General features: G+C 58.9%; 19 protein-coding genes and 1 riboswitch. Of the genes, 4 read left to right on the forward strand and 15 right to left on the reverse strand.

Annotated features, from left to right (window positions below; all coding sequences use genetic code 11):
* Window positions 1-18: 18 nt before the first annotated feature.
* Window positions 19-720, reverse strand: coding sequence for a zinc metallopeptidase (locus AB5H98_RS04690; RefSeq protein WP_367924765.1), 702 nt, complete (start codon window positions 718-720; stop codon window positions 19-21).
* Window positions 721-902: 182 nt separating this feature from the next.
* On the opposite strand from AB5H98_RS04690, the gene AB5H98_RS04695 reads away from it, so the two are divergent.
* Window positions 903-2,273, forward strand: coding sequence for an MATE family efflux transporter (locus AB5H98_RS04695; RefSeq protein WP_367924766.1), 1,371 nt, complete (start codon window positions 903-905; stop codon window positions 2,271-2,273).
* Between the two features lie 12 nt (window positions 2,274-2,285).
* On the opposite strand, the gene aac(6') is transcribed toward AB5H98_RS04695, so the two are convergent.
* Both aac(6') and AB5H98_RS04705 read right to left on the reverse strand, forming a co-directional pair.
* Window positions 2,286-2,729, reverse strand: coding sequence for an aminoglycoside 6'-N-acetyltransferase (aac(6'), locus tag AB5H98_RS04700; RefSeq protein WP_367924767.1), 444 nt, complete (start codon window positions 2,727-2,729; stop codon window positions 2,286-2,288).
* 6 nt (window positions 2,730-2,735) lie between these two features.
* Window positions 2,736-3,353 (reverse strand): flavodoxin family protein, encoded by a 618-nt coding sequence (locus tag AB5H98_RS04705; protein ID WP_367924768.1) that lies wholly within the window; start codon window positions 3,351-3,353, stop codon window positions 2,736-2,738.
* Between the two features lie 108 nt (window positions 3,354-3,461).
* Between AB5H98_RS04705 and metA the strand changes: the two genes are divergently transcribed.
* From metA to AB5H98_RS04720, 3 genes are all read left to right on the forward strand, one after another.
* Entirely contained in the window at window positions 3,462-4,382 is a 921-nt protein-coding gene (gene metA, locus AB5H98_RS04710; RefSeq protein WP_367924769.1) for a homoserine O-succinyltransferase, read from the forward strand.
* Between the two features lie 12 nt (window positions 4,383-4,394).
* A complete protein-coding gene (locus tag AB5H98_RS04715) occupies window positions 4,395-4,859 on the forward strand; it encodes a hypothetical protein (RefSeq protein ID WP_367924770.1) in 465 nt (154 codons plus the stop codon).
* 105 nt (window positions 4,860-4,964) lie between these two features.
* Window positions 4,965-5,516, forward strand: coding sequence for a hypothetical protein (locus tag AB5H98_RS04720; protein ID WP_367924771.1), 552 nt, complete (start codon window positions 4,965-4,967; stop codon window positions 5,514-5,516).
* Window positions 5,517-5,551: 35 nt separating this feature from the next.
* On the opposite strand, the gene AB5H98_RS04725 is transcribed toward AB5H98_RS04720, so the two are convergent.
* From AB5H98_RS04725 to AB5H98_RS04780, 12 genes are all read right to left on the reverse strand, one after another.
* Complete coding sequence (locus AB5H98_RS04725; RefSeq protein ID WP_367924772.1) at window positions 5,552-6,493, reverse strand: site-specific DNA-methyltransferase; 942 nt, start codon at window positions 6,491-6,493, stop codon at window positions 5,552-5,554.
* Window positions 6,494-6,730: 237 nt separating this feature from the next.
* The gene (gene cytX / locus AB5H98_RS04730) at window positions 6,731-7,903 is read right to left on the reverse strand and encodes a putative hydroxymethylpyrimidine transporter CytX (RefSeq protein WP_367924773.1); all 1,173 of its coding nucleotides are present in this window, start codon (window positions 7,901-7,903) and stop codon (window positions 6,731-6,733) included.
* The gene (thiD, locus tag AB5H98_RS04735; protein ID WP_367924774.1) at window positions 7,900-8,709 is read right to left on the reverse strand and encodes a bifunctional hydroxymethylpyrimidine kinase/phosphomethylpyrimidine kinase; all 810 of its coding nucleotides are present in this window, start codon (window positions 8,707-8,709) and stop codon (window positions 7,900-7,902) included. Before thiD ends, cytX begins: the two co-directional genes overlap by 4 nt.
* 81 nt (window positions 8,710-8,790) lie before the next feature.
* Entirely contained in the window at window positions 8,791-9,441 is a 651-nt protein-coding gene (locus AB5H98_RS04740) for an HAD family hydrolase (protein ID WP_367924775.1), read from the reverse strand.
* A complete protein-coding gene (gene thiE / locus AB5H98_RS04745; protein WP_367924776.1) occupies window positions 9,438-10,079 on the reverse strand; it encodes a thiamine phosphate synthase in 642 nt (213 codons plus the stop codon). The genes AB5H98_RS04740 and thiE overlap by 4 nt, the downstream gene beginning before the upstream one ends.
* A complete protein-coding gene (thiM, locus tag AB5H98_RS04750) occupies window positions 10,066-10,887 on the reverse strand; it encodes a hydroxyethylthiazole kinase (protein WP_367924777.1) in 822 nt (273 codons plus the stop codon). The genes thiE and thiM overlap by 14 nt, the downstream gene beginning before the upstream one ends.
* A gap of 62 nt (window positions 10,888-10,949) precedes the next feature.
* A riboswitch (TPP riboswitch) is annotated at window positions 10,950-11,054 on the reverse strand.
* Between the two features lie 50 nt (window positions 11,055-11,104).
* Window positions 11,105-11,959: an EamA family transporter gene (locus AB5H98_RS04755; protein ID WP_367924778.1), complete on the reverse strand. Its 855-nt coding sequence runs from the start codon at window positions 11,957-11,959 to the stop codon at window positions 11,105-11,107.
* Between the two features lies 1 nt (window position 11,960).
* A complete protein-coding gene (locus tag AB5H98_RS04760) occupies window positions 11,961-12,200 on the reverse strand; it encodes a hypothetical protein (protein WP_367924779.1) in 240 nt (79 codons plus the stop codon).
* On the reverse strand, window positions 12,193-13,098 hold the full coding sequence (locus tag AB5H98_RS04765) for a sugar MFS transporter (RefSeq protein WP_367924780.1): 906 nt from the start codon (window positions 13,096-13,098) through the stop codon (window positions 12,193-12,195). The genes AB5H98_RS04760 and AB5H98_RS04765 overlap by 8 nt, the downstream gene beginning before the upstream one ends.
* A 67-nt stretch (window positions 13,099-13,165) precedes the next feature.
* Window positions 13,166-14,182: a sugar kinase gene (locus AB5H98_RS04770; RefSeq protein WP_367924793.1), complete on the reverse strand. Its 1,017-nt coding sequence runs from the start codon at window positions 14,180-14,182 to the stop codon at window positions 13,166-13,168.
* A 125-nt stretch (window positions 14,183-14,307) separates the two neighbouring features.
* Window positions 14,308-15,777 carry a UxaA family hydrolase gene (locus AB5H98_RS04775; RefSeq protein ID WP_367924781.1) on the reverse strand — a complete coding sequence of 490 codons (1,470 nt, stop codon included), beginning with the start codon at window positions 15,775-15,777 and terminating at the stop codon, window positions 14,308-14,310.
* A gap of 64 nt (window positions 15,778-15,841) precedes the next feature.
* A complete protein-coding gene (locus tag AB5H98_RS04780) occupies window positions 15,842-17,335 on the reverse strand; it encodes a tagaturonate reductase (RefSeq protein ID WP_367924782.1) in 1,494 nt (497 codons plus the stop codon).
* Window positions 17,336-17,341 lie beyond the last annotated feature (6 nt).

A 17,341-nucleotide genomic window follows, 5' to 3' on the forward strand; every position in this document is an offset into this window, starting at 1 on the left:
CCGGTCTCATACACATTTTTAATTGTCTCTGCGCCGGCCGCCGAACAGCAAAATCAAACGCAGAAGGTTTGCCAAACTGACGATCAGCGCGGCCACATACGTCAGAGCCGCGGCGCTCAGCACGCTGCGCACACCGTCGTGCTCTTCGGGCGTGACCATATTGTATGCGTCCAGCGTGGCCAGGGCCCGGCGGCTGGCGTTGAACTCCACCGGCAGGGTGACGAGCTGGAACACCGTGACCAGACTGAACAGCAAAATGCCAAAGCTGACCAAAGACTGAATGCCCATGACAAAGCCCAGCAGCACCAGCGGAATGGAAATGGTGGAGCCGATGTTGGTCAAAGGGATGATGGCATTGCGCAGCGTCAGGGGCGCATAACCGGTGGCGTGCTGCACGGCGTGGCCCGTCTCATGGGCGGCCACGCCCACCGCTGCCACGGTGCTGCGGCCGTACACGTCCCGGGACAGGCGCACCACCCGCTGGGTGGGGTCATAATGGTCCGTGAGGCTGCCGTCGATTTCCACTACCTGCACGTTTTGCAATCCATTGGCATCCAAAATGCGCCGGGCCGCCTGGGCCCCGGTGAGTCCGCTGCGAATGCCCACAGCACTGTATCGGGCAAAGGCGCTTTTGACCCGCATCTGAGCCCACAGCGCCACCAGCATCGCCGGAATGACCAGCAAAATGTAGTACCGGTCCGGCAAAAAGAAAAAGGGCATGATTCCAAACTCCTTTACACGTGTTTTCTTTTAGTATGCCATTGAATTGTCAAAAAAATGTGGAAAAGAAAAAGACAATGCGTAAACAATGCTCTGTTTGACAGGGATTTTGGCCCATGCTAGAATGTGGCTGGAAACGCAAAATACCCGCCGGACGGGCACTTTGAGAGGAGGCAGTGCACGTGAACCGAAAATCGTCTATGCTGCGTACCTTGTTCCTGCTGGCAGGGCCTACCGTGATCGAACAGGCACTGCAAACCGTGGTGCAGTATGCGGACACGGCCATGGTGGGCCAAATCGGAGCGCAGGCTTCGGCTGCGGTGGGACTGACCATCACGGTGACGTGGCTGGTGACCAGTCCCTTATTTGCCATGGGCGTGGGAGTGCTGGCGCTGATTGCAAAGTCCATCGGAGAAAACGATTTGGACAAAGCCCGGGCGGCGGCCGGCCAGGCGGTGTGGATCGCACTGGTTCTGGGCATTTTGCTGGGAGCGCTGACGCTGGGCATCAGCCCCTTTTTGCCGGGCTGGATGGGCGCGGACCGGGCTTTGCACCGGGACGCCTCGCTGTACTTTGCCATCATCTGCGCGCCTATGCTGTTCCGCTCCTTCTCGGTGATTTTTGCCGCGGTGCTGCGAGCGGTGGGCGATACAAAAACGCCCATGGTCGTGAACGGCGCCATGAACCTGTGCAACATTTTGCTCAATCAACTTTTGATTTCCAACGGGCAAACCTTTTCGATACTGGGCCTTTCGGTGCACATTCCCGGCGCCGGCTGGGGCATTGTGGGTGCTGCCGTTGCCACGGCTGTGTCCCTGTGTTTGGGCGGCATGGCCATGTTTTTGGCCATGGCGCGCCACCCCCTTGTTCGCCTGCGGCCAAAAGAGCTGCGGGTGGACAAACCGGTGCTGGAACAAATCGTGCGCATCGGCCTGCCCGTGACGCTGAACCGCGTGGTCAACTGCCTGGGTCAGGTGGTATTTACCTCGCTGGTGGCGGGCCTTGGAACACTTGCCACGGCCGCCCACTCCATTGCCCTGACCGCCGAAGAGGCCTTTTATGTGCCCGGATACGGCATGCAGGCGGCCACGTCCACTTTGTCGGGCAACGCGCTGGGTCGCCGCGACCCACGGGAACTGGCCGGCGTGGCCCGCGCTTCGCTCACACTGGCTGTGGGCGTGATGAGCCTGATGGCTCTGGGTCTGTTTTTGTTCCCGGACCGCATTATGTCCCTGTTCACCCCCGACGCCGAAGTGGTGCGCACGGGCGCGGGACTTTTGCGCATGGTGGCCGTGTCGGAGCCTTTGTTCGCGGGGTACATCATCTGCGAGGGCATTTTTCAGGGCATCGGCGACACCAAAGGCCCGTTTGTGTGCTCTATGGTATGCATGTGGCTGGTGCGGGTGTGCATGACGTTTGTATGCGTGCGGTGGCTGGGACTGGGATTGCAGGCGGTGTGGGCCTGCATGATCGCGGACAACGTACTGCGCTGCGTCTGGCTGAGCGCCCGATACCTGGCAGGCGCATGGAAAGCCCGATTTTCTCGATTGTAAACCGGCTGCTTGTCACAAAGGTTTTGCAAAGCACACGATCCGGTTTGCTTCCACAAACTGCATTGCCCTGTGGAAACGCCGGCTCTCCTCATTTTCCAACTCGCAATCGCTGGCAAACTCGCGGCATCCGCGCTCCTTTGCCCACGCTTCGCAGGCATGCAAAAGCTCTTTGGCATAGCCCTTTCTGCGGCAGTCGGCTTTGACGAAAATCCCTTCCAAGTAGCCCACGGGTGTGGTCGTAGTTCCCTCTACGTAATCGTGTCGCAACTGGCACTGAGCAAAGCCAACGGCCCGGCCCTCGTCGTACTTGATAAAAAACTGCGCGTCGGCGCTGGCCATAATTTGCGAAAACTCCTGGGTCAATTCGGCCACCGAGTGCTCGTTCCACAACAAAACGGCCAACTCGGCGAGCACCGGCAAATCCTTTTCTCCTGCCTTTTGGACCACGTTTTGCATCTCCTTTCAACGAATAAAATGAGTGCTTTGGACCGGCTCTTTTTCCGGCAGCCCAAAGGCTTCTTTGCCCAGGGCGATGCTCTTCATCAAAAAGGTCATGTTCCGCGCAAGCGTGCGCATGGTCTGCAAACCTTCGGCGTCCTGAGCCGCCTCTCCCGGCACCCGGCCGTGGATGCTGTTCCAATACTGGCTGGAGGCCACGGGCATGCCGCTGATGGTGAAGAATTTGTTCAATTCGTCAAAAGCGGCCGACAGCCCGCCCCGGCGGGCGCACACCACCGCCGCGCCCACTTTCATGGTCTTATCGAACCGGGTGCTGTAAAACAGTCTTGTGAGAAAAGCCGTCAGCGTGGGATTGGCAGCCGCATAGTACACGGGGCTTGCCACCACCAGACCGTCACAGGCCTCAAACTTGGAAGCTGCGGCATTGACCGCGTCGTCAAACACGCACCGCCCGCTCTCGCGGCATTTTCCACAGGCGATGCAACTGCGGATGGCCTGCCCGCCAATGTGCAAAATTTCGGTGTGTACGCCCTGAGCCACAAACACCTTTTCCATCTCTTTTAAGGCAAGAGCGGTGTTGCCGTCCCGGTGAGGACTTCCATTCAGCATCAATACATTCATGACAAACGCTCCTTTTTTTCTTTCAGTATACCACGTTCGGTCAATACGCTTGACGCAACACCGCGGTTCTCGTACAATAAACAGTGTACTTTTGAAAGGAGAACCTTCATGCCGCTCATCATTCCTAAAGAACTGCCCGCCTTTGAGGCGCTGGAGGACGAAAACGTATTTGTAATGCACAAGGCCCGGGCCATCAGCCAGGACATCCGGCCGCTGCGCATTCTTTTAGTCAATCTGATGCCCACCAAAATCGCCACCGAGACGCAAATTGCCCGCGTGCTGGCCAACAGCCCTTTGCAGGTGCATTTGACCCTTCTGCGCATGGGCTCCCACGAGAGCACCCATGTGTCCGGGGCCCATCTGGAGGCTTTTTACAAGACTTTTGACGAGATTCGAAACGAGCGGTTCGACGGCATGATCATCACCGGTGCGCCCGTGGAACAGATGGCCTACGAAGAAGTGGACTACTGGCCCGAACTGTGCGCTGTGATGGATTACAGCCGCACCCACGTGTACAGCACCATGCACATCTGCTGGGGCGCTCAGGCGGCGCTGTACTACCACTACGGAGTGCCCAAGTATCCGGTGAAAAAAAAGGTGTTCGGCGTGTTTCCCCACAAAGTTACCCGGCCGAAAAATCCGCTGGTGCGTGGCTTTGACGAGGTATTCTACGCACCGCATTCCCGCCACACGGAAGTGCGCCGGGCCGACGTGGACAAGGTGGAGGCTTTGCGCGTGCTGGCCGAGAGCGACGAGGCGGGGCTGCATTTGCTGGCCACGGACTCCGGCCGCCAGATTTTCATTCTGGGCCACATGGAATACGACAAGGACACCCTTAAGACCGAGTACCTGCGGGATTTGGCCAAGGGACTGCCCATCGACGTGCCCAAACACTATTTTTACGACGACGATCCGGCCAAGGACGTCATCTTCCGCTGGCGCAGCCATGCAAACCTTTTGTTCTCCAACTGGCTGAACTACTATGTATACCAGACCACTCCCTACGATTTGGAACAACTGACGCCCTGAGGAGGAACATTCATGACCTTTGACCGGGACCTTTTGGAACAATACCACCAGCTTTTATGCACCACCCGTCTTGCCGACGGGTACGGCGAATTTGTGCGGCTGTTTCGGTTTTTGCGTGTCCAGATGGAAAAAGAACTGCCGGATCACACGTTTCAGGCCGGCATCACGGAAAACGCCATGGATTATTCCTATTTCCAATGCACCTGCCCGGCGCTGAAAAGCCAGGGGTTGAAGCTGACGGTGGTCTTTGTTCACCGCACCTTTTCGCTGGAAGTATGGCTTTCGGGTTATAACCGCGCGCAGCAGTGCCGCTGGCACGAACAACTGCGCGGCCTGCCCTTTGCGATGGCGCAAAACCCCGCCCGGCAGGACTACATTCTGCGCGTGCCTGTGCCCGAAGCGGACCTGGGCGACGGGGATGGCCTTGTGCAAAAGCTGCGGGACACCGTTGCTCTTATAGAAGACAGCATTCACTGACCGGCATGGCTTTTTCCATGCCGGTTTTATTTGCCAGCCACAGGCAAATATGATATAATTTCTCGCAGATTCTTGTTGTTTTATGTCGTCATTGGAGGACTCAGTATGGCATTTTTTGACTGTGCGCATCAAGAGCAAATCAAGGATTTCAGCCGGATGTGGGCAAAGCTGGATGAACTGGAAGAACTGGCAGCAAAGCATCACATTCAGGACATTGCACAAGACAACAATTTGAAACTTTTGCAGACTTTGGTGCTGTTTGATTTGACCAATCAGCCCGGCCGCGAGGGCAGCGACGCCATTGACCGATACGGCCACGACTGGGAGCTGAAAACGCTCAACATCAACCTTACCCATTCCTTTTCCACCAATCATCACACCAACTTGAGCCGCATCGCCCTTTTCCGGCAGGAACGCTGGATGTTCAGCTCTTACAAGGGGATCCAGTTGCAGGAAGTGTACGTGGTCAATCCCCGCGATTTGGAAAAGTATTTCTCTGAGTGGGAACGAAAGATTTTAAAAAAAATAGAGAAAAAAACAGAAAATCCTCACATGAACAATCCAAAAATCTCTTTGTCATATGTGAAGGCGGTGGGCGTCAAAGTATATCCGGTCGCCACCCCTTTGGACCCTGCCGAAGTATTAAAAGTGTTATAAGAAAACGGGAGCGCCCTGCGGGCACTCCCGTTTGTTTATAAATACAGCTCTTTTTGCGCCATGATCGCGTGAAAATTCTTTTCTGCCTGCTCCACATCGTCCATAAAACGAAACACACTGCTGGCCACATATTCCAAGTTGATGTCCACGCTCAGCCACCTGCGGCCCAAATTCTCGGCCGCCTGTCCGGTGGTATTGGAACCGCTGAACAAATCCATCACCAAGTCGTTTTCATCCGTCAGCATCTTGATGAAAAATTCCGGAAGCTTTACCGGGAACCGGGCCGGATGCCCTTTGATGCCAAGCTGCTTGCAATAGCGCAGATACGGACTGTTGCTGTCGCTGTTGCTGATTTGCAACAAATTCGGCGGAATGGCGCCGCCGTTGTCCTTGGCCCAGGATTTGATGCTCATTTTATGTCCGGACGGGCGCAAAGTGCCCTCTTTTTTCACAAAGTCCTGCGGCCTGTCGATCCAATCCTGCATGCGGGCCGAATAGGGGACCAGCACGTTCCGAATGTCCGATTTGGGCTGGTTTGTTTTACTGAACCACCACACCGTATTCACCGAAGTTTTACACCGCAGTTTGCGCTTGTTGACCCACTCGATGGGCGTTGGCAGCGCCGACGGATTGTGCCAGTAAAAATCCTGCGCCAAGCAATATCCCAATTCGTCACACATGCGCAGCATAAAACGAAACGGATACAGCGACCGTATGGGCTGCCCCTTTTGATAAGCTCCCCCAATGTCTACCACGAAAGAGCCTGTATCTTTCAATTTATCGTATGCAGCAGCCCCGAATTGCAAAAGCCAATCTACGTACTGGTTTTGCTCCACCTCTCCATAGCTTTTATGCCTTTGCAAACTGAAGGGCGGAGAAGTTACGATCAAATCAATGCTGTGATCCGGCAAAGTGCGCAGCACATCCAAACTGTCCCCCTGCATACACGTTCCCAATTTTGTGGAATATCCTGCCATGTTGACACCTCAATAACGCTCAATGATCTCGAGGTGATCCGTTCTGTGCCCATGGATGCCTTTTGGCCGTTATGCCGCCGGCACCCATGCTTTTCGGCTGCCTGTTTTCCATGGCGAGAACCCATTGTTCACCCCGTTTAAAATAATAACCCATCGCACATGGTTTCGCAAGCAAAAATCCTTTTGCAACCCATCAAAAAAAGCGTGCAGAGAAATCTTCCTCTGCACGCTTTTTTCTCATACCTTCGTTTTTTGCGTCAACTTATCCACGACCACGCACAGTGCCACCGTGAGCACAATGTCCGGGATGGTGCTGCCCAAAGGCAAATCCACCAGCATCAAACCCCGGTACGCTGCAAAGCCGATGGCCCACAAAACAAGGCCCCGCACATCCACGGCCCGGTCGTCCCGGTCCCGGTGCAGAATGTAAAAATCCGCGATCTGCACGCCGATCATGGGGGCGAACACCGACCCGATCAAATACAGAAAATCGGTAATGTTGTCCATGGGGAACACGATGGCTCCCACGGTGCCCAGCACCGCCGCGGCCACGGCCATCCACTTGCCCTTGATTTTGGGCGACAGGGACTCGGTGGACACGCCTGCGGAGTAGGCGTCCAAAAACGTGGTGGTCACGGTGGAGAGCACCACGATCACCAGCCCGGCCACGCCCAGGCCCGCTTTGCTCATGATTTGGCCCACGTCGGACTCGCCCGTGAACAGAGCCGCGCCCATGCCGATGAGATACATCCAACAACTGACCACGCCGTACACCGCCGCGCTGACGGCAGATGCTTTGCCCGGCTTTTCGGCTGTGCGGGTGTAGTCACTGATGAGCGGAAGCCACGACAAGGGCATCGCCACGGACAATTCCACAGCCGCGCCAAAGGAAAGGCTGTCATCTCCGGCGGGCAGCGTGCCGGCGGAGCCGAAAATGAGAAAGCTCAGCACCAGCGTGGCCACAAACAACACGGCCATGACCAGCGTATTCAGCTTGCCCAAATCGCGCACACCGACCAAAATCCACAAAACGATCAGCGCGCCGATGAAAACACACCAGACCCAGTTTCCCGGGTCAAAGATGCCGGCGGCGGCCAAAGCGCCGTCGTAAATCATGATGCCGGTCCAGCCCACAAGCTGAAGCACATTCAAAAGGCAGAACAAAAGTCCGCCCGTATGGCCGAAGCTCATTTTCACGGTCTCCATGGCGCTTTTGCGCGCCTTGCCGCCAATGTACCCGGCCAAAAACAGCAATAAGCAGCCGATGACGTGGCCCGTGAGGATGGCCGCCAAACCCTTTGCAAAGCCCAGAGGCGCAAAATAGGTGCCGGTGAGAATCTCGGCGATGGACACGGCCGCGCCAAACCAAATGAGGCCGTTTTCAAACACAGAAGTACGTTTCTCGCTCATGTTCGGGCCTCCTCGGCAAAAGCGCTGTGCAAATCGAACCCGTGATCCATGGGTCCGCTGCCCTTGCCCAGATTCAGCATGGCGCCCAGCGCCCCGGAGATGTAGGCTTTGGCCCGCTCCACGGACTCGGCCAGAGAAAAGCCCTTGGCCAGGTTGGCCGCGATGGCGCTGGACAGCGTGCAGCCGGTGCCGTGGGTATTGGGATTGGGAATGCGCCGGCCCCGGAACCACTGAACTGCGCCCTGGTCGTACAAAAGGTCGTTGGCGTCGCTGACGCTGTGGCCGCCCTTCAAAAGCACGGCGCAGCCGCACGCGTCACCGATGGCCTTGGCCGCGTCCACCATGTCCTGCTCGGTGTGAATGGTCAAACCGGACAGAACCTGTGCCTCGGGAATGTTGGGGGTGATGACCGTGGCCAGAGGAATCAGGCGGTTTTGCAGAGCGTCCACCGCATCGCTGCGCATGAGCTCGGAACCGCTGGTGGCCACCATGACCGGGTCCACCACAATGTTGTTCGCTTTATAAAAAGTCAGCCGCTCGACGATGACGTCGATGAGCGGTGTCGAAGAGACCATGCCGATCTTGACTGCGTCCGGACGGATGTCCTCGAACACCGCGTCGATCTGCCCGGCCAAAAAGGCGGGGGTCGCTTCCTGAATGTCTCGGACGCCGGTGGTGTTCTGGGCCGTCAGGGCCGTGATGGCGGTCATGGCGAATGCGCCATTTGCCAGCATGGTCTTGATGTCTGCCTGAATCCCGGCGCCTCCGCTGGAATCGCTTCCGGCGATCGATAATGCTGTTCTCATGTTTTTTACTCCCTTCGTATTCAGCACTATTTTTGTAGCGCGACAGAGAGTGGTGCCCCCGGTCTGCCGCGTATTCACTTGTCAAAGCCGCGCCAAAAACGCCTCGTCGTCTAAGCGCGGAAGATACCAGTCGCACACCTGCCGCAGGGCGGGTGCGTCGGCCGCTTGGGATGGCTCGTACACGCCGGCCACCAGAAAGCCTGCCTGTTTGGCGGTGCGGGCCGCGTGCAGCGCGTCCTCCACCACCAGCACGCGGTCGGGCTGGGCGCCCAGCCGCCGGGCAGCGGCCAGATAGATGTCCGGCCGGGTCTTGGGCCCGTACTGGGACGAGGAAAGCACAAAGGAAAAGTGCTCCCGCTGACCCAGCCGCTCCATGGCCTGCCGGGCCTGGTGCTCCTCGCTGGCGGTGGCGATGCACATGGGCACGCCCTTTTTAGAAAGGGCCTCCAGAAGCCGGCCGGCCCCGGGTTTCAGCGCCACATGGCAGCGGTACTCCTCGTCCACCATCTGGTCCACTCGGGAAAGCACGTCTTGCACCGTGCAGGGCAAGCGGTATGTTTCAATCAAATATTGAGCGGCTTCGGGCAGGTCCATGGCTGCCAGCCGGGCGGCAAGGTCCGGTGCAGGCTCTTTGCCAAAGCTTTGCACCAGCATGCCCGGCACCCGGTCCCACAGGTCCATGGAATCCACCAGCGTGCCGTCCAAATCAAAAATCGCGCCGGCCAGGTTCATGCTTCCACCATGGCCTTGGTGCGCGCGGCCAGCGTTTGGGCCGCAGCGCAGGGGTCGTCCTGAGCGTACAGCGCCGAGACCACGGCCACGCCGCAGATGCCGCTGCCTGCCAGCTTGTCCACATTGTCCGGGCCGATGCCCCCGATGGCCACCACCGGGATGTCCACGGCTTCGCAGATGGCTTTCAGCGTGTCGTAGCTGACGGAGTCTGCGTCGGTCTTGGTGCCCGTGGGGAACACGGCCCCCACGCCCAAATAATCCGCGCCGGCGGCCTGGGCACGAAGCGCCTGCTCCACGGTCTGGGCGGACACGCCCAGCAGCATGCCCTCGCCCACCTTGGAGCGCACCAGCCCGGCCTCCATGTCGTGCTGGCCCACGTGCACACCGTCTGCGCCCACCCGGGCGGCCAGGTCCACGTCGTCGTCAATCAAAAAGGGCACGCCGTGGCGACGGCACACCGCTTGGATGCGCTTTGCCTCTTCGAAAAATGCCTCGGGGTCCATGTCTTTTTCCCGCAGTTGCACCATGGTGACGCCGCCCTGAATGGACTGTTCCACTACGTCCGCCAAGTCCCGGCCACGCAGCCAGGCTCGGTCGGTGACGCCGTACAAAAGCAGGTCTTTTTTATCGCACTTCATACTTGGCTCCTTTGTTCAGGGTCTCGGCGTCCATGTGGTCGATGGCGTCGATGATGCGGTTGCGGTAAGTGGAGTTGCCGTCGCCCTCGGCCATGCGGGCAAAGGCCAACTCGCCCGCCAGACCCATGCTGGACACGGCGGCTGCGGCAGCCTCCAGTTCATTGCCGGGGTTGGCCGCCAAATACGCGGTGAGAAGGCCGGACAACTGGCATCCGGTGCCGGTGATGCGGCCCATCTCGGGCCGGCCGTTGCGAATCACGTAGCAGGTGTTCTCATCGGCCACCAGGTCGATGGCGCCGGTGATGGCCACGATGGCATCGAACTGGGCGGCCGCCGCTTTGGCAAAAGCCACGCCTGCGTCCAAATTTTCCTCGGTGACTGCGTCGGCTACGTCTGCGTCCACGCCCTTGGTGGTGCCGGCGCCTGCGGACAGGGCTTTGATTTCGGAGATGTTGCCGCGGATGACCGTGAAGGGAATCTGAGCGGCCAATTCCCGGGCGGTGTTGGTGCGCAGGCTGCTGGCGCCGGCACCCACCGGGTCCAGCAGGACCGGGTGGCCCAGCTCGGCGGCCTTGCGGCCTGCGGCGAACATGCCGGGGATGGTGCGGGCGTTCAAAGTGCCGATGTTGATGTTCAGACCGGAGCAAATGGTGGTGATCTCCTCCACCTCGCCGATGTCGTCGGACATGATGGGGCTGGCGCCGCTGGCCAGCAGGATGTTGGCCACGTCGTTGACCGTGACGTAATTGGTGATGTTGTGCACCAGCGGTGAGCGGGTGCGCACGTTTTCAAGGCAAGTTCCGAACATTGAAAATTCCTCCAATCAAAAAATCGCGGAGCACCTTTCCGCAAGGAATGTGCTCCGCGATGAATCAGCGTGGAATATTTCCCTACGTTGGCATTACCCAAATCAGGTCACAGGTCGAAGCGCACAGCTTCCTCTCAGCCCGTTTGCGAGCTCCCTTTTGAAAGATGATCCGTTTGTCTTTTCCTACTATACTGCGTTTGGACTTATTTTTCAAGACTCAATTTTCAATCAGCATACACAAAACGCCGGCGCAAAGGCACACAAGGCCCACGGCGGCCCGGCGGGTGAGTTTTTCCTTGAGCACCCACACGGAAAAGGCCATGGTCACCAGAATGCTCAACTGGTCCACAGGGGCCACGGCGCTGGCCGGGCCGGTTTGCAGCGCCCGGTAATAACACAGCCAGGACGCGCCTGTGGAAAGGCCCGAAAGCAAGAGAAACCCTGCTTCTTTTGCGGGAATGTGCTTTGCCAGCGCGCCCTTGCCTTTGCCCAGCACCAGCGCCCAGGCAAAGACCAGCACCACGCCCGTGCGCAGGGCTGTGGCCAGGTTTGAATCGATGTCCGTGACGCCGATTTTGCCGAAAATGGAAGTGAGGCTGGCGAACACCGCGGACAGCACCGCCCAGGGCAGCCAGGCGCCCTTTGAAGCGCGCTTTTCCCCGTCCCGCAGCGCCAATAGCACGGCGCCGGCCAGCAACAGCACAAGGCCCGCCAATTTCCAAACGCTGACCGGCTCTGCCAGCACAAGAAAAGCCAGCACCACGGTCAGGCCGGTGCTGCATTTGTCCACAGGGGCCACCCGGCTGACGTCGCCGGCGGCCAGCGCCCGGAAATAGCACAACCAGGACGCGCCTGTGGAAAGGCCTGAAAGCAAAAGAAACCACGCGGTGCGGGCGGGCACAGGGCCCAAAGGCACGCCGGTGACGGCCACCATGACCCAAGCGCACAAAAGCACCACGCCCGTGCGCACGGCCGTGGCCACGTCCGAGTCGGTGCGGCGCACGCCGCACTTGGACAGCACTGCCGTAAGGCCGGCGAAAAACGCCGAGCCCAGCGCAAAGAAAAGCCACATATCAATCGCCTTCCTCGTCCAGCACGTTGACGCGGCTGCGGCGGACCGCCTGCTCGCCGCAGATGGTCAAAAGCAGCGCGCCGGCCAGCAAAAACCAAGGCAAAAACGCTACGCCCACACGGGCGGCCAAGGCGCCGAACACCGGCGGCATCAACGTGGAACCCAGATACGCGCCGGCCATCTGCAATCCGATCATGGACTGAGAATACACCGGGCCGAAGCGGCGAGGTGTTTCATGCATGAGACCCGGATACACCGGGGCAAAGCCCAGACCCACCAGGCCCAGACCCACGGGGCACAAAAACGCCGGACCAAAGGCCAGCACCAGCATGCCTGCCATACACACCCCTTCGCCCAGACGAATCAGCGTCAGGGTGGAAAAGCGCCGGGTGACGCAGCCGCTGAGAAAGCGGCCGGCGGTGATGCCCAAATAATACATCGACACCCAGCCAACTGGCGGCCCAGAGCCCCGCGGTGGCCTCGATGGAACAATAGAAAAAGTAGGCCAAAATCTGCTGCGCCGCACCCGGCAGATGTACGACGGTGCCCACAACGGGCCGGGGAGCCTGTTCGGACGGGGCGGGCCGGTGTTCAAACCGGTTCCACAAAGGCAGCGTTGCGGCCAGCACCGCCACCAGCACCCACTGCAAACCGGACACGATGCCGTAGCCTATGCGCCAGCCGCCGGGTTTTTCCACCACGCCCGTGAGCACCAGTGGACCCAGCATAGCGCCCAGGCCCCAAAAGCAATGGAGCCAGTTCATGTGCCGGGCACCGTAATGCAGCGCCACAAAGTTATTGAGCCCTGCGTCCACGGCGCCGGCGCCCAGGCCCAAAGGCACGGCCAGCACCACCAGCCAGAAAAAGCCAGGCGCAAAGCAATAGCCCAAAAGGGCGGCCGCGGTCAGCGCCACGCTGGCGGCGGTGACGCGTCCGGTGCCGAACCGGCTCAAAAGCCGGTCTGCCAGCAAGCTGGACACCACGGTGCCTCCGGCCACGGTCATGGACAAAAGGCCGGCGTACCCGTCGGGGACCGCCAATTCCTTGCCCATGACAGGCCAGGCTGCGCCCAGCACGGCGTCCGGCAGGCCCAGACTGACAAAGGATGCATAAATCAGGGCCAAAAAAACAGTGGCCAACTTGGATTCCTCCCATCGTACAAACGCCGCCGTACTTTCATACGGCGGCGCGTTTCAAACATCCGGATTACCGGTTCATTTCACTGACAGGACCCGTGGCATTGTGCTCGCGGATGATGCGGTCGATCTCCTTGAAGTCCGAAGAAGGCAAATCGCCGGGCACCGTGTTCTTTACACTGGAAGTGGCGTTGCCGAACTGCATGGCCTTGTGGGGATCGTCGTATTTCAAAAGGCCGAACAACACACCTGCAACGTAGGCGTCGCCGGAACCGATGCGGTCGATGACGTCGATGTTGGTGTAGGGGGCTTCGGTATAGAACTGGTCCTCTTTGGCAGAGTAAATCACCGAGGTGAAGTCGTGCTTGCGCGGGCTGATGACCGTGCGCTGAGTGGTGGCCACGATGGAAACCCCATATTCGTCGGCGTAGCTCTTCATGATGGAGTGCAAATCGCCGGTTTTGTGGAACATGCGGCGGCTGGTCTCCTCGGAGATGAACAGCACATCCACCAAAGGCAAAATCTTCTGAATGGTCTCTCTCGCCTCGTCCTCGCCCCACAGATTGGCGCGGTAGTTCACGTCAAAAGAGATCTTGGTGCCGTGCTCTTTGAACTTTTTCAGCGTCTCGATGGCCACGTCCCGGGTGCCCAGAGCCAGGCTGATGCCGCTGGTGTGGAACATGCGGGCGGAGGTGAACGCCTCTTCGGGAATGTCGGCCAAGGTGAGTCCGCACACCGATGCGTTGTACCGGTCATACACGATGGTCGGCTTGCGGGGCGCCGCACCCATCTCGTAATAATAGATGCCCAAACGGGCGGACGGGCTGTCGTCGTAGCTCAAAAAGTCGTCGGACACGCCCACGAAACGAATGCGGTTTTTGATAAAGGTACCCAGCTCGTTTTGAGGAAGCCGGGAGATGATGCCTGTGCGCAAGCCCAGCAGCGCCACGCCGGACGCCACGTTCAGCTCTGCGCCGCCGGCGCGTTTTTCAAACACGTCGCCGTCCACGATGCGGGCATGGCGCGGCGGCGAAAGGCGAAGCATGATCTCGCCGAAAGTAATCAAATCGAAGGCCTTTTTTTCCATTGACAGGTTCCTCCTGTATTTTGCAGCCGGATGAGCCGGCCTCTTTCTTTTCAGTATAACAGACAAACGCGCCGCCGGAAAGCATTTTTCCAGCGGCGCGGCAAAATTTCCGAAATGCGGAACGCTTACAGCACCACGCCGTCCTTGAAGATGGAGATCTCACGGTAGCCCTGCTGCTCGGTTTTGGTCTTTTCGCCGCTGGCAACGGCAATGACCTTCTCCAAAAGGCGCTTGCCTGCCTCGGCAATGGGCTCGCCGTCGGCCACGGGGCCGGCGTTGAAGTCCATCCAGCCGCTCTTCTTCTCAAACAGTTGGGTGTTGGTGGCGATCTTCACCGTGGGAGCCGGCGCGCCGAACGGCGTGCCCCGGCCGGTGGTGAACAAAATCAGATGGGCGCCGGCAGCGGTCAGGGCCGTGGCGCTGACCAAATCGTTGCCCGGGCCGGACAGCATGTTCAGGCCCTTGGTCACCACAGGGTCGCCGTAACCAATGACGTCGGCGATGGGAGCGGTGCCGCCCTTCTGCACGCAGCCGCAGCTCTTGTCCTCCAAAGTGGTGATGCCGCCCTTTTTGTTGCCCGGAGACGGGTTCTCGTACACCACCTGATTGTGGCTGGTGAAATAGTGCTTGAAGTCCGTGATCATCTTCACGGCCTTGTCGAACACCTCTTTGTTGACGCAGCGGTTCATCAAAATGCCCTCGGCGCCGAACATCTCGGGCACCTCGGTGAGCACGGTGGAGCCGCCGCGGGCAATCAAAAGGTCGCTGAACGCGCCCACGGTGGGGTTGGCGGTGATGCCGGACAAGCCGTCCGAACCGCCGCACTTCATGCCCACCACCAATTCGGACACGGGGATGGGTTTGCGCTCAAACTTGCCTGCGTACTCGGCCAGCTCTGCCAGCAGTTTCGCGCCGGCCTCGAACTCGTCCTCCACGTCCTGGCAGGTCAGGAATTTGACGCGGTTCTCATCGTAATCGCCCAATTCTTCCAAGAACTGCTCATGGGTCAGGTTCTCGCAGCCAAGGCTCAGCACCAACACGCCGCCGGCATTGGGGTGGCGGGTCAATGCGGCCAACAGCTTACGGGTCTGGGCGTGGTCGTCGCCCATCTGGCTGCATCCGAAGGGATGGGGGAAGGTGTACAGGCCCTCGACGGTGCCTTTCACCAAGTGCTGGTTGTCACGGCACAGCTTCTGCGCCACGCCGTTGACACAGCCCACCGTGGGGATGACCCAGATCTCGTTGCGGATGGCGGCGCGGCCGTCGTCCCGCACAAAGCCCATAAAGGTCTCGGGCGTTTCGGGCTCCACGGGTTTCACCGCGGGCTCATACGTATACTCGCCCTCTTCGGACAGGTTGGTTTTCGTATTGTGCACATGCACCCAGCAGCCCGGGGCGATGTCCTGGGTGGCGTGGCCGATGGCAAAGCCATATTTGACCACATTCTCGCCTGCGGCAATGGGGCGCAGCGCCATTTTATGGCCCTGGGGAATGTCCTCTGCGGCGACGACACCGGCGAACTCCTCGCCTTTTGCCACCGGATGCAGAGCCACCGCCACGTTGTCGGCGGGAGAAATCTGGATGAGTTTCGTCATGGAAATGCTCCTTTTCTCTCAAAAGTAAGGACCGCCGCAGCGCGTGCGGCGGCCCCGTGACAGATTATTGAACGCTCTTCATGGCCTCGTAGGCACCTTTGGTGCGGATGGTCTCCAAATCGGCGGCCACAGCCTCGGTCAGGCCAGCCACTTTGGTCAGATCTTCGCCCCAGAAGCTCTCGTTGGACAGAACAGCCGTCGCCAAGGTCTTGGCGTCGTCGTCCTTGTGCGCATAGTAGAACTCCAGCACTGCGCGGTCGTCCTTCACGGCGTACACGTCGCCGGCGGGACGTTTGCACATCAGAGCCTCATCGGTCAGCTCCTGCACGTTGCAGGAATAGAACGCGATGTAAGCAGCCAGGCTCATGGTCAGGCATGCAGGCAGCTTGCCCTCATTCTCCAAATAAGCCTTGAAGCTGGGCATTACGCGGGCTTTCCACTTGGAAGTGGAATTCAGCGCGATGGACAGCAGCGCATGGTCGATGAACGGGTTGTTGAAACGGTCTGCCACTGCGGCGGCAAAGTCCATCAGCTCCTGCTTGGGCAGGGTCAGGGTCGGGATGATCTCATCGTACAGAGCTTTGTTCATGAAGCCCTTGATGACCTCGTCCTGCATGCAGTTGCGCACGATGTCCTGGCCAGCCAGGTAAGCACCCAGCACCATGCTGGTGTGTGCGCCGTTCAGAATGCGCACTTTGCGTTTCTTGTACGGAGTGTGGTCGCGAACCACGATGACCGGCAGGCCCGCCTTCTTGAAGGGCAGCTCCTCTTCCAGCCATTCCGGTCCCTCGATGACCCAGAAGCCGAACACCTCGCCAGTATCCAGCAGATTGTCCTCGTAGCCGTTCTCCTCGTTCAGCTTGGCAGCCTCAGCGCGGGGATAACCGGTAACGATACGGTCCACCAGCGTGGAGCAGAACAGGTTCTCTTCGTCCACCCATTTGGCGAACTCTTCGCCCAGACCCCACTGGTCGATGTACTGATGCACACATTTGCGCAGCTCCTGACCGTTGTTGTCGATCAGCTCGCAGGACAAAATCACAAAGCCTTTGCCCTTCTCTTTGCCGAAGATTTTATAGCGCTCATACAAAAAGCGGGTCATCTTGCCGGGGAAGGATGCAGGGGGCTCGTCGTCAAACTTGCAAGCCGGGTCGTAGGCAATGCCTGCCTCGGTGGTGTTGGAGGCAAGATAGCGCAGATCCGGATTCTTTGCGCACTCCAGCAGAGAGCCAAAGTCCTTGTACGGATTCAAGCAGCGGGACACGGAGGAGATGATGCGCTTTGCATTCACCTTCTGGCCGTTCTCAAAGCCGCGCAGATACAGCGTATACAGGCCTTCCTGCTCGTTGATCATGTCGGCAAGGCCCGGAGCAATGGGCTGGCACAGCACCACTTTGCCGTTGAAGCCACATTTCTCATTGGCCATATCAAAGAAATAATCCACGAAGGCACGCAAGAAGTTGCCTTCACCGAACTGCAGCACTTTCTCGGGAGCATCCTTCAAAAGATAGCCGTCATACCCCATTTCTTCCAGGGTTTTGTAAGACAGTTTGTTCATGACTTT

Origin of the sequence: uncultured Ruthenibacterium sp. (assembly GCF_963558415.1) — a bacterium.
Lineage (GTDB): Bacteria > Bacillota > Clostridia > Oscillospirales > Ruminococcaceae > Ruthenibacterium.